Origin of the sequence: Kineococcus sp. R86509 (genome assembly GCF_042466365.1) — a bacterium.
In the GTDB taxonomy this organism is placed as follows: domain Bacteria; phylum Actinomycetota; class Actinomycetes; order Actinomycetales; family Kineococcaceae; genus Kineococcus.
The window spans coordinates 2,072,417-2,084,788 of sequence record NZ_JAXHCE010000001.1; the positions used below are offsets into that span (position 1 = coordinate 2,072,417).

Here is a 12,372-nt window from a genome sequence, read left to right on the forward strand (position 1 = left end):
TCGCGCGACGGGCGAGAATGGTCCGGTGAGTGCAACCCTCGTCGCCAAGGACCTCAGCGCCGCCCACGGCACCCGCGCGCTGTTCTCCGGTCTGGACCTCGTCGTCGCGCCCGGGGACGTCGTCGGGCTGGTGGGGGCCAACGGCGCAGGGAAGTCGACGCTGCTGCGGCTGATGGCGGCCCAGGACACCCCCGAGACGGGCACGATCTCGTTGTCGCCGCCGAGCGCGACCGTCGGTTACCTGCCGCAGGAACCCGAACGCCGCCCGGGTGAGTCGGTCGCGCAGTTCCTCGGCCGGCGCACCGGCGTCGCCGAGGCCCAGCAGCAGATGGACGACGCCGCGGACGACCTGGCCGAGGGGAGGCCCGGCGCCGACGACCGCTACGCCGACTCCCTGGACCGCTGGCTGAACCTGGGCGGCGCGGACCTCGACGAACGCACCGACGAGGTCCTCGCCGACCTCGGGCTGACCGTCTCCGCGGACGCGGCGATGACGTCGCTCTCCGGCGGGCAGGCCGCCCGCGCCGGGCTGGCCGCGCTGCTGCTCTCGCGCTACGACGTGTTCCTGCTCGACGAACCCACCAACGACCTCGACCTGGACGGTCTGGCCCGGCTGGAGAAGTTCGTCACCGAACTGCGCTCCCCCGCCGTCGTCGTCAGCCACGACCGGGAGTTCCTGGCCCGCACCGTCGACCGGGTCGTGGAACTCGACCTGGCCCAGCAGGTCGTGCGGGTCGTCGGCGGCGGGTACGAGGCCTTCCTCGCCGAACGCGAGGTGCAGCGTCGCCACGCCCGCGAGGCCTACGACGACTTCGCCGACACGAAGGCCGGGCTCGAGGCCCGCGCCCGGATGCAGCGCGGCTGGATGGCGCAGGGTGTGAAGAACGCCGTCCGCAAGGGCGACCCGGACAAGAACATCCGGGCCAAGATGCGCGAGGGCAGCGAGAAGCAGGCTGCGAAGGCCAAGCAGACCGACAAGATGATCGAGCGCCTCGACGTGGTCGAGGAACCCCGCAAGGAGTGGAAGCTCCAGATGGAGATCGCGGCCGCTCCTCGCTCCGGGACGGTCGTCGCGAGCACCCGGGAGGCCGTCGTGCAGCGCGGGGGTTTCACCCTCGGGCCGGTCACGCTGCAGATCGACGTCGGCGACCGGGTCGCCGTCACCGGCCCCAACGGCGCGGGGAAGTCGACCCTGCTGAACCTGCTGCTGGGTCGTCTCGCGCCCGACTCCGGTTCCGCCGCACTGGGTTCCGGGGTGGCGGTCGGTGAGGTCGACCAGGCCCGCGGGTTGTTCCTCGGCGAGCAGCCGCTGGCCCGCGCGTTCTCCGACGCCGTCCCCGACTGGCCCGACGCGGAGGTCCGCACCCTGCTGGCCAAGTTCGGCCTCGGTCAGCACCACGTCGCCCGGACGGCGTCGAGCCTCTCGCCGGGCGAGCGCACCCGCGCGGCCCTGGCCCTGCTGCAGGCCCGCGGGGTGAACCTCCTCGTGCTCGACGAACCGACGAACCACCTCGACCTGCCGGCCATCGAGCAGCTGGAACAGGCGCTGGAGAGCTACGCCGGGACCCTGCTGCTCGTCAGCCACGACCGCCGCCTGCTGGAGGCCGTCCACGTGACCCGCCGCTTCGCCGTCGAGGAGGGGCGGGTCCGCGAACTCTGACGTCAGGCGATCGCGGAACCGCTGAAGTCGTCGCAGCAGACGACGACCCGCGGCGCGCCACCGGGATCGGGGATCGTCCCGTCCTCCTCCTCGCGCACCCCGCGGGCCAGCACCTCACCGGTGGTCGGGTCGATGACCCGGTAGGGCCGCGGCACCTCCGCCCCCCGGACCACCCGCACGTCGCCGCCGTCGTGGGCGTAGACGAGGAGGAACCGGCCCGGGACGATCAGCCCGCGGGGCAGGGTGCTGTGTTCCCAGCTGGGACGGGCACCGGTGAACGGCAGCCCCTGCAGGACCCGGCCGAGGACCCCGGGGTAGCTCGATCCCTCGAAGTCCAGGGCCTCCCGCCAGCCCGCGCCGGGCGCGCTGAAGAACGTCGCCTGCCCGGCCTCGTCGGGACGCAGCTGCCACTGCCACAGGCTGCCCGCCCCGTAGACGACACCCATGGCGGCGCCTGCGCAGAGGTTGCTCCACGCCTCGTGGCCCTGCCACCAGCCGGCGTTGAACCCGGAACGGCCGGTGTTCTCGTAGCTCGGTTCACCGTTCGCGACGGCCTTCTCCGGCCGGTTGCGGGCCATGTCCGCGACCCGTTCGGGGACGTGGTCGCCACGGTGACCGGTCTGGCACCACTGGAAGTCCAGCCAGTCCGCGTCCTGGTGGGCCCGGTTGTGCGCGAACGGGCGGTAGTGGATCCCCGTCGGGTGGCGGTGGTCGTCCCACTCCTGGACCTCCCGACCCCCGGCCAGGGTCTGGGGTTCCTCCCCGCTCCCGTCGGCGCCGACGAGCCAGACGACCGGGCCCGCGCCGTAGCGGGCCACGAGGTAGCGGCAGTAGCGCGCGTACTCCTGCGGCGGCACCGTCCCACCGGCCGCCCGCAGTCCCTTCCAGCCGAACCCCTGGAACACCGGCTGCAGGACGGGGACGAGGTCGTGGGCGCGCAGGACGTCGAGGAGGCGGTCGAGGTCCTGGAAGTAGTCCGGCCGCAGTGCCCGCAACGTGGCCTGCGGCAGGTCGTCGAAGGCGACGCCGAACCCCTCGTCCGCGCCGCGGTCCTCGGGTCCCCGGGCGTCGCTGTCCGGTTGCAGGCTCATGAGCAGGACGGCGTTGAACCCCTTGGCGGCGCGGTCGCGGGCGTAGACCTCGACCTGCTCGGGGGTGGCGCGCCAGGGCAGGGCCCAGGCGGTGTCGCCGACGAGCAGCGCGGAGGTGCCGTCGGCGTGGACGAGGTGACGTCCCTCCTCCGACATCCGCCAGAACCCGTGCCGCTCGAACCGTCCGCGGGGTGCGTCGGCGCCGATCACGACGGTGCCGCTGACCCCGTGCAGGCCCGGGTCCGGCGCGTTCGCGGAGCTGGTCCAGCTCCACTCCCCGACGGGGCCCGGGGAGGAGAAGCGCACCCGCCAGGTGCGCCCACCGTCCCAGAACGCGGGACGGCGCAGCACGAGGCCGTCGGGGTGGCTGAACACGACGTGCACGTCGAGCCCGCCGTAGGGGTCGAGGTGGTCCTGCCGGGCGGTCAGGGTGAGCTCGACCGGACGCCAGGGTGCGGTCGGGAGTGTCGCCGTCGTCACGGGGCCAGTCTGTCTCCCACCCGCCCGAGCGGCCCTGAGGGGTTCCTGAGGTCTTCCGGCCACGCCCGGGAGGGTCTGGGACGCAACGATTTCGGGACGGCGTCCCGCCGGGCTGGAACAGACCCGCGGCGGCGGGCGATGATCGAGGTGTCGACAGGCGACGGAGCACTGGTCGAACGCCCCTGTCCACCCCCGCACCAGAGGATCCCCACCCGTGCCCATCGCCATCCTGGCCCTCGCCGTCGGCGCCTTCGGGATCGGAACGACCGAGTTCGTCGCCATGGGGCTGCTGCCCCAGATGGCCGCGACGTTCGGCGTCTCCATCGCCGGCGCCGGCTGGCTCATCACCGCCTACGCCCTCGGCGTCGTCGTGGGTGCGCCCACGCTGACGGCGCTCACCCACTCCTGGCCCCGCAAGCGCGTCCTGACGGGCCTGATGGGGATGTTCGTCCTCGGTCACGCCGCCACCGCGCTCGCGCCGACCTTCCACCTGCTCATCGGGGCGCGCTTCCTGTCGGGACTCTCGCACGGGGCCTTCTTCGGCGCCAGCGCCGTCGTGGCCCGCAAGCTCGCCCCGCCCGGACGTCAGGGTCAGGCCCTGGCCCTGGTCTTCACCGGGCTGACCGTCGCGAACGTCGTCGGGGTGCCGCTGGGCACCTACGTCGGCCAGCAGCTCGGCTGGCGGTTGACCTTCGCCCTCGTCGGGATCATCGGCCTGGTGACCATCGCCTCGATCCTGGCCCTCGTCCCCGAGGTCGAGACCCGCACCGGATCGCTGCGCTCGGAGTTCGCTGCCTTCCGCCGCCGCCAGGTGTGGTGGACCCTGGCCATCACCACGGTCGGGTTCGCGAGCATGTTCACCGTCCTGAGCTACGTCTCGCCGCTGCTGACCGAGGTCGCCGGGTTCTCCGAGGGTTCGGTCAGCTGGGTGCTGATCCTCTTCGGGCTCGGGGCGACGTTCGGCAACGTCCTCGGTGGCCGGCTCGCCGACTGGCGCCCCTACCGGACCCTGGCTGTCGGCTTCGTCGCCCAGGTCGTGGTGTTCGGTGCGGTCTACCTGCTGGCGGAGAGCAAGGTGGCCGTCGCGGTGGGCGTGTTCCTCTTCGCCTTCACCGGGTTCACGATGTCCGCGCCGATCCAGACGCGCGGCATCACCGCCGCCGGCGGGGGCGCCTCGATGGCCTCGGCGGCCATGCAGGCCGCGTTCAACGTGGGCAACGCGATGGGCGCCTTCCTCGGCGGCCTCGCCATCGACGGGGGTTTCGGCTACGCCTCGACCGCCCTGGTGGCCCTCGTCCTGGCGCTGCTCGGCCTGGCGATCCTGGGTGAGGCGACCCGCGTGGACAAGAACGGTCGCGCCCCGCTCGACCCGGAGGTCGCCGCGATCCCCTCGCAGCGTCGTCGCGGGGTCCGTGACACCGTGGATTCGTGACCAGCTCGACCACCCTGCAGATCGATGGACGCACGCTCGGCGACCCCGACCTCGACGCCCTCGTCGTGGCGGCGGTCGCCGAGCTGAACCGCCGCTACCGGGTCCCCGGCGAACCCGACGACGACTACACCCTGGCGCACGACGCCGTCTGCCTCGTCGCGTTCGTGGACGGCGTCCCCGCCGGCTGCATCGCCCGCGAGGCGGTGACCGAGGCCGGCTGGGAGGCCACCGCGGAGATGAAGCGGGTCTTCGTGCACGACGACTTCCGCGGCCGGGGCGTGGCCACGGCCCTGGTCGCGGCCTACGAGGCCGCCGCCCGTCTGGACGGGTTCACCCGGGTGCGGTTGGAGACGGGTACCAAGCAACCCGAGGCCATGGCCCTCTACGAACGCCTCGGCTACGAACGGGCCACGACGAACTTCGGTCCGTGGGCGGACAGCCCCCTGAGCGTCTGCTACACGAAAAACCTCTGACGCCACCGAACTCCAGAGTTCGGTGCTCCGAACTTCTGCCATGATGCTGCGATGACGACGGACGCCCGCGCCGACGCGCCCGCCCGCACCGCCGGACGCCGACCCCTGCTGCGACTGCTGGGGCCGGCGTTCGTCGCGGCCATCGCCTACGTCGACCCCGGCAACGTCGCCGCGAACCTCACGGCCGGCGCCGGGTACGGGTACCTGCTCCTCTGGGTGCTCGTCGTCGCGAACGCGATGGCCGTCCTCGTGCAGTACCTCTCGGCCAAGCTCGCCGTGATCACCGACCGGACGCTGCCGGAGGTGCTGCGGGACCGGTTGGGTCAGAAGTCCCGGCTGGCCTTCTGGGCCCAGGCCGAGCTCGTCGCGGTGGCCACCGACCTCGCCGAGGTCATCGGTGGCGCCGTCGCCCTGCACCTGCTCTTCCACATCCCGCTGCTGCTGGGCGGGGTCATCGTCGGCGTCGTGTCGGTGGCCGTGCTCGCCCTGCAGCACCGCAACGGGGTGCGCCGGTTCGAGGCCGTGATCATGGGACTGCTGCTGGTCATCGTCATCGGGTTCGTGTCCGGGAACTTCTACTCACCGCCCGACGCGGGCGAGGCCGTGAAGGGCCTCGTCCCGCGCTTCGCCGGCTCCGAGACCGTCCTGATCGCGGCCAGCATGCTGGGCGCGACGGTCATGCCGCACGCGGTCTACCTGCACTCCGCGATGGCCCGCGACCACCACGGCACCGTCGCCCCGGAGCAGCGCCGGCGGGTGCTCGGCGCGACCCGGATCGACGTCGTCGCGGCGCTGGTCGTGGCCGGTCTGGTGAACATCTCGATGCTGCTGCTGGCGGCCTCGGCGCTCCGCGGAGTCCCCGGCACCGAGACTCTCGAGGGCGCGCACGCCGCCGTGGCCACCCACCTCGGAACCGGCGCGGCCCTGTTCTTCGCGATCGGCCTGCTGGCCTCCGGTCTGGCCTCGACGTCCGTCGGGGCCTACGCCGGCGCGGTGATCATGCAGGGGTTGCTGCGGATCGAGGTCCCCCTGCTGGTCCGCCGGGTGGTGACGTTGATCCCGGCGCTGGTGTGCCTGGGGATCGGGGTCGACCCGACCCGCGCCCTCGTCGTCTCCCAGGTCGTCCTGAGCTTCGGGATCCCGTTCGCGCTGATCCCCCTGGTCCGGCTCACGAGTTCCCGCGAGCTCATGGGCGAGCACGCCAACCGCCGCGGCACCCAGGTCGCCGCGACGGTCGCCGTCGTCGCCGTCGTGGTGCTCAACGTCGCCCTGCTCTGGCTGACCTTCACGGGGTGACCTCTTCCCACTAGGCCGCGGGGCGCTCCTGCGCCGGACGGCGCCGCAGCGACGGCGTGAGGATCGGCGGCGTCCGGTAGGCCATGTCGAGCGGGCTGACGTCGGTGCCGGGCGGGACGATCTCGTCGATCCGGTCCAGCATGGCGTCGTCGAGGTGGAGGTCGGCGCCGGCGAGGAGGTCGTCGAGCTGCTCCATCGTGCGCGGGCCGATGATCGCCGACGTCACGCCCGGGTGGGCGATCGCGAAGGCCATCGCCAGGTGGGTGAGCTGCACGCCGAGGTCGGCCGCGAGCGTGACGAGTTCCTCGACGACGTCGAGGCGGCGTTCGTCGCTGAGGTACTTGAATCCGTAGGCGGCCCGGCGACCGTCGGTCTCCTGCCCCTTGCGGTAGCGGCCGGTGAGCATCCCGCCGGCGAGCGGTGAGTAGACCAGCGTCCCCATGCCGTAGCGCTGCGTCACCGGCAGGACCTCGTTCTCGATCCCGCGGTTCATGATCGAGTAGGTCGGCTGCTCGGTGCGGAAGCGCTGCAGCCCGCGCCGTTCGGCGACGACCTGGGCCTCGACGATCTCGCTGGCCGGGAAGCTCGAGGTCCCGATGGCGCGGACCTTGCCGGCCCGGACGAGGTCGGTCAGCGCCGACAGCGTCTCCTCGACGTCGGTCTCGGGGTCGGGCCGGTGGACCTGGTAGAGGTCGACGTGGTCGGTAGCGAGGCGGCGCAGCGAGTTCTCGATGGAGGTGGTGATCCAGCGGCGGGAGTTCCCCCGCATATTCGGGTCCTCCCCCATCGGCAGGTGGAACTTGGTCGCGAGGACGACGTCGTCGCGACGGCCCTTCAGCGCCTTGCCGAGGATCTCCTCGGACTCGCCGTTCGAGTAGAAGTCGGCGGTGTCGACGACGTTCACCCCGGCGTCGAGCGCCTTGTGGATGATCTTGATCGAGTCCTCGTGGTCGGGGTTGCCGATCGCGCCGAACATCATCGTGCCGAGGGCGTAGGGGCTGACCTTGATTCCGGTTCGACCCAGGTTGCGGTACTGCACGGGACCCTCCAACGGGTAGCATCGACGTAAGCGGAACGTGCTTCCGCAACTGTACGGAACGACGTTCCGTTTAGGCAAGGGGGTCCGGTGGCGGAGGAACGACGGGTGCGGGCGGACGCCCGCCGCAACGTGGAGTCGCTGCTGGCCGCGGCCCGCGAGGTCTTCGCGACCGCCGGCGTCGACGCCCCCGTCCGCGAGATCGCCGCGAAGGCCGGCGTCGGGGTCGGCACGGTCTACCGGCACTTCCCGCTGCGCTCGGACCTGGTGACGGCGGTGTTCACCCACGAGGTCGACGCCTGCGCCGACGAGGCCCCCCGCCTCGCCGCCGAGCTCCCGCCCGTGGACGCGCTGCTCGCCTGGCTGCTCCGGTTCACCCGGTTCATCGCCACCAAGCGCGGCCTCGCCGCGGCCCTGCACTCCGGCGATCCGGCCTTCGAGCCCCTGCCCGCCTACTTCCGGGCGCGCTACCTCCCGGCCCTGGAGTCGCTCCTCGACGCCGCGGCCGGTGGGATCCGGCGCGACGTCGACGCCCACGACCTGCTGACTGCCGTCGCGAACCTGTCGATCCCCGCCGAGGGCGACCCCGAGCACACCGACCGGATGGTCGCCCTCCTCGTCGACGGCCTCCGCTTCGGCGCCCCCGCCCCCTCCTGAGCCGCCCCCGGCCGCGCGGAAACAACACTTTCCGCCCTCACGAGCGGACTCGTGAGGGCGGAAAGTGTTGTTTCCGCGGGCCTCAGAGGAGGTGGCGGCGGACGAAGTCGAGTTCGACCCGCATCTGCCGGACCCGCTCGTCGTCGAGCAGCGAGCCGTGGCCCGCGTCGTAGCGGTACACCTCGTGGGTCGCGCCGCGGGCGTCCAGCCGCTCCAGGTAGTTGTCGATCTGCCGGATCGGGCAGCGGGGGTCGTTGCGACCGGCCAGCACCAGTACCGGCGCGGTGACGGCGTCGACGTAGGTCAGCGGTGAGGAGTCGGCGTACTTCTCCGGGACCTCGCTCGGGGACCCGCCGAACAACGACCGGTCGAAGGCCTTCAACCCCTCCATCTCGTCCTCGTAGGCCGCGACGTAGTCGGCGACGGGAACCCCGGCCAGCCCGAGCACCCACCGCTGCGGCTGGGTGCCCAGCCCCAGCAGCGTGAGGAACCCACCCCAGGACGCCCCCGCGAGCACCAACCGCCGCGGGTCCGCGATCCCCTCGGCGACGAGGTGGTCGGCGACGGCCGCGATGTCGGCGAGTTCGACGTGCCCGACCCGCGCCTCCAGCGCGTCGCGCCAGACCGAGCCGTAGCCCGTCGACCCGCGGTAGTTCACCTGGACGACGGCGAAACCCTCGTCGACCCACGTCGCGCAGTAGGGCCGGAACGCGTCGGTGTCGTGCGCGGTCGGGCCGCCGTGGACCTCGACGACCAGCGGCAATGGCACCGGCACTGGACCGTCCGCCCCAGCGGGGAGGCGGAGCAGGGCGTGGATCCGCCCACCCTCCCCCTCGACCCACACGTCGCGGACCTCGACGGACTCCGGCGCCGGTTCCCCGGGCGCCCGCAGCAGGACGTCACCGGCCAGGTTGCGCACGACGGACGGCGTCGCCGAGGAGGACCAGGTCAACCACACGTCGCCGTCGGGACGGGCGGTCGCGCCGCCGACGCTCCCCGTGGTCGGCCCGATCGCTTCCACCGCAGCGGTTCCCAGGGTGACCCGGTGCGCGAGGGTCCGGGCCTCGTGGTCGAGCAGGACGACGAGGCCGGAACCGTCCCGGGTCCACTCCGCCCCCGCGACCTCGCCGGGGACCCCCAGCTCCACGGGGGTCTCCGCCCCGGTCAGGACGTCGAGGACCAGCAGTTCCGCGCGGCCGTAGCGTTCGTGCTCGACGAGCAGGCGCGGGTCGCCCAGGACGGGAGAGAAACCCAGCGGGGACACGCCCTTGCCCGGGCCGTCGGAGAGTTCGGCGACGGTGTACCCGTCGGCGAGGAGCAGCACCCGCAGGTCGGGGTGGCGGGAGTCGCCGTGCTCGGAGTGCGCGATCGCGAGCCACTGCTCGTCGGGCGAGAGGTCACCGGCCCAGGCGTCCTCGCGGTGCTCGTAGACCCGCCGCGCCCGCCCGTCGCGCACCACGTCGATGCGGGTGCCGTAGTCGTCGTCCTGCGAACCCACGACGACGACCCCGCTGCGCCCCATCGACAGACCCGCCGGGTAGGCGGGCGGCAACCCCAGCGGGTCCTCGACGGAGGTTCGCGGGGCGGACCCGAAGGGTTGGCGCCGCCACACGCCGTACTCGTCGCCCGCGGTGTCGTCGAACCACCACACGAACTCCCCCGCGTGGTCGATGGTCGCGCTCGACGTGCCCTCCGGGCGGTCGGTGAGGCGGCGCAACTCCCCCGACGCGGCCTCGAAGGAGTGCACCTCGAGGACCCCCGCGACGGTCGCCTCGACGACGCACCGGTCCGGTGCGTCCTCCGCCCACTCGGGCAGGCCCACCCGGCCGGCACGGAAACGCTTCTCCCAGCGGGGCACGTCAGCTTCGGTCACCCGACCGATCGTGCCACCGACCCCTCGCGGGGGAACAACCGGCGCAGCACGTCGGCCAGCGTGACGACCCCTTCGACGTGTTCGGCCCCTCCGGCGTGACTCGTCACGACGGCCAGGTGGTGGCGGGTCTCGCGCATCCGCGTCAACGCCACGTGCACGCTCGTGTCGGCGTCCAGGGTGAACGCCGGCCGGACGAACGGCGTGACGGGGGTCCCGTCGGGTTCGGTGAGGGTGTCGCGGACGTGCACGACCCCCGTGATGCGCTCGGGCGAGCCGATGAGGATCCGCAGGTGCCCGGTGCGGCGGGTGACCTCGCGGACCTCGTCCACGCTCGCCGAGGCGGGGACGCAGACCGGCACCGAACCGAGCAGTTCCCGCACCGTCAGCCGTTCCAGTTCCAGCGCGCCGGACAACTGCTCGGAGAACCCGGCGTCGAGCGCGCCGACGTTCGTGGAGTGCTCGAGCAGGTGCCGCAGCGCGTCGGGGCTGTGCCCGGCGGCCACCTCGGAGGCGGGTTCCGCCCCGGCCCGCCGGACCAGGGCGTTGGCCATCGAGTTCAGCAGCAGCAGCACCGGACGGAACACCCAGATGAACCCGCGCATCGGCAGGGCCAGGAGCAGCGCGGACCGCTCCGGGTGGGCGATCGCCCACGACTTCGGGGCCATCTCGCCGACGACGAGGTGCACGAAGGTCACGACGAACAGGGCCAGCACGAACCCCAGCACGTCGGCCGCGACGGCCGGCAGCCCGACCGCCTCGAACGCCGGCGTCAGCCAGTGGTGCACGGCGGGTTTGCTGATCGCGCCGAGCGCCAGCGTGCAGGCGGTGATGCCGAGCTGGGAACCGGCCAGCAGCACGGTGAGTTCCGAGGCGCTCTTGAGCGCTGCACGGCCGGCGGCGGTCCCGGCCGCGTCCTCCAGCCGGTGCCGCTTCGCGGCGAGCAGGGCGAACTCGGCGGCCACGAAGAACGCACTGAGCCCGACGATGACGAGGGTCACCGGGACGATGACGAACGGGTTGTCGGTCACCGGCTTCCCTCCTGGGGCAGTTCCAGACGCACCCGGGCGGGGACGTGGCGTTCGACGGTCAGGACCCGGACGCTGAGGGTCCGGGGTTCGGCGTCGAGCTCGCCGGGGTCCACCGGCAACTCGACGTGCAGTTCCGTCCCCGGTTCCGGCAGACCGCCGTGGGTGGCGATGACCAGCCCGGCGATCGTCTCGTAGTCCCCGCGGGGCAGGTCGACGCCGAGCGCACGTTCGACCTCGTCGACGTGCACCTCCCCGGACATCTCCCAGATCCCGTCGCCCTCGACCGGCACGTACTCGGGACGCGCCTCGTCGTGCTCGTCGGTGATCTCGCCGACGAGTTCCTCGGCGAGGTCCTCGACCGTCACGACGCCGGCGAAACCGCCGTACTCGTCGACGACGCAGGCGAGCTGGTTGCGGGTCGCGCCGAACTGGCGCAGGACGTCGGGCAGCGTCGTCATCGTCGAGGCCACCAGCGCGGGCCGCATGATCCGCGTCACCGGGGCGGTGTCGGGTTCCTCGGTGGCGAGGAGGTCGGCGAGGTGCACGACCCCCATGACGTCCCCCAAACCCTGGGCCAGCACCGGGTAGCGGGAGTGCCCGACGGCCATCAGCGCGCGGACGAGGCCGAGGTCGTCGGACTCGGTGACCGTGTCGACCCGCGACCTCGGGATCATCGCGTGCTCCACGTCGCGCTGCGGGAAGTCGAGGATCCGGTCCAGCATCACCGCCAGTTCCGGGGAGAGGTCACCGCTGTCGCGCGACTCCTCGACGATGTGCTCGAGGTCGCGGGGCGTCGCGGCGTGCTCGACGTCGTGGACGGGTTCGATCTTCAGCGCCCGCAGCAGGGCGTTGGAGGCCTGGTCGAAGAACCAGATGAGCCAGCCGAACACCTTGAGGTAGCCGAGGGTGGAGCGCGCCAGCCAGGTCGCGACGGGTTCGGGTTTCGCGATCGCCAGGTTCTTCGGGAACAGTTCCCCGAAGAGCATCTGCACGACGGTCGAGAACACCAGCGCGAACACCGCGCCGATCCCGACGCTCACCCCGACCGGGATCCCGACGCCGCCGAGCAGCGCGCCGAGGGACTCCCCGATGAGGGGTTCCGCGACGTAGCCGACGAGCAGGCCCGTCACGGTGATCCCCAGCTGCGCGCCGGAGAGCATGAACGAGGTCCGCTTGGTGACCTTCAGCGCCCGTTGCGCGCCGGCGTCGCCGCCGGCGGCGCGGGCGTTGAGCCCCGAGCGGTCCACCGACATGTAGGCGAACTCCTGGGCCACGAAGTAGCCCGTGACCACGGTGATCGCGAGGACCACCACGACGCCCAGGAGCAACGCGAGGACGTCCGTCAC

The 12,372-nt window shown here is 72.5% G+C and carries 10 protein-coding genes; 5 read left to right on the forward strand and 5 right to left on the reverse strand.

From position 1 onward, the window contains the following. Positions 1-25: 25 nt before the first annotated feature. Positions 26-1,660 carry an ABC-F family ATP-binding cassette domain-containing protein gene (locus SJY07_RS10005; protein WP_380158765.1) on the forward strand — a complete coding sequence of 545 codons (1,635 nt, stop codon included), beginning with the start codon at positions 26-28 and terminating at the stop codon, positions 1,658-1,660. A 2-nt stretch (positions 1,661-1,662) separates the two neighbouring features. Here SJY07_RS10005 and SJY07_RS10010 read toward each other — a convergent pair whose 3' ends face one another. Beyond that, positions 1,663-3,231 carry a DUF4038 domain-containing protein gene (locus SJY07_RS10010; RefSeq protein WP_380158767.1) on the reverse strand — a complete coding sequence of 523 codons (1,569 nt, stop codon included), beginning with the start codon at positions 3,229-3,231 and terminating at the stop codon, positions 1,663-1,665. A 214-nt stretch (positions 3,232-3,445) separates the two neighbouring features. Between SJY07_RS10010 and SJY07_RS10015 the strand changes: the two genes are divergently transcribed. The 3 genes from SJY07_RS10015 to SJY07_RS10025 are packed head-to-tail and all read left to right on the forward strand — an operon-like array spanning position 3,446 to position 6,432. Further along, the gene (locus SJY07_RS10015; protein ID WP_328294410.1) at positions 3,446-4,663 is read left to right on the forward strand and encodes an MFS transporter; all 1,218 of its coding nucleotides are present in this window, start codon (positions 3,446-3,448) and stop codon (positions 4,661-4,663) included. After that, positions 4,660-5,136: a GNAT family N-acetyltransferase gene (locus tag SJY07_RS10020; protein WP_380158769.1), complete on the forward strand. Its 477-nt coding sequence runs from the start codon at positions 4,660-4,662 to the stop codon at positions 5,134-5,136. The genes SJY07_RS10015 and SJY07_RS10020 overlap by 4 nt, the downstream gene beginning before the upstream one ends. A gap of 51 nt (positions 5,137-5,187) precedes the next feature. Next, positions 5,188-6,432 carry an Nramp family divalent metal transporter gene (locus SJY07_RS10025; protein WP_380158771.1) on the forward strand — a complete coding sequence of 415 codons (1,245 nt, stop codon included), beginning with the start codon at positions 5,188-5,190 and terminating at the stop codon, positions 6,430-6,432. Positions 6,433-6,442: 10 nt separating this feature from the next. On the opposite strand, the gene SJY07_RS10030 is transcribed toward SJY07_RS10025, so the two are convergent. Further along, complete coding sequence (locus SJY07_RS10030; protein ID WP_380158773.1) at positions 6,443-7,471, reverse strand: aldo/keto reductase; 1,029 nt, start codon at positions 7,469-7,471, stop codon at positions 6,443-6,445. Between the two features lie 87 nt (positions 7,472-7,558). On the opposite strand from SJY07_RS10030, the gene SJY07_RS10035 reads away from it, so the two are divergent. Further along, complete coding sequence (locus SJY07_RS10035) at positions 7,559-8,125, forward strand: TetR/AcrR family transcriptional regulator (protein WP_380158775.1); 567 nt, start codon at positions 7,559-7,561, stop codon at positions 8,123-8,125. Between the two features lie 82 nt (positions 8,126-8,207). On the opposite strand, the gene SJY07_RS10040 is transcribed toward SJY07_RS10035, so the two are convergent. The 3 genes from SJY07_RS10040 to SJY07_RS10050 are packed head-to-tail and all read right to left on the reverse strand — an operon-like array spanning position 8,208 to position 12,372. Then, positions 8,208-9,998: an alpha/beta hydrolase family protein gene (locus SJY07_RS10040; protein ID WP_380158777.1), complete on the reverse strand. Its 1,791-nt coding sequence runs from the start codon at positions 9,996-9,998 to the stop codon at positions 8,208-8,210. After that, positions 9,995-11,026 carry a hemolysin family protein gene (locus SJY07_RS10045; protein WP_380158783.1) on the reverse strand — a complete coding sequence of 344 codons (1,032 nt, stop codon included), beginning with the start codon at positions 11,024-11,026 and terminating at the stop codon, positions 9,995-9,997. Before SJY07_RS10045 ends, SJY07_RS10040 begins: the two co-directional genes overlap by 4 nt. Beyond that, complete coding sequence (locus SJY07_RS10050) at positions 11,023-12,372, reverse strand: hemolysin family protein (protein WP_380158786.1); 1,350 nt, start codon at positions 12,370-12,372, stop codon at positions 11,023-11,025. The genes SJY07_RS10045 and SJY07_RS10050 overlap by 4 nt, the downstream gene beginning before the upstream one ends.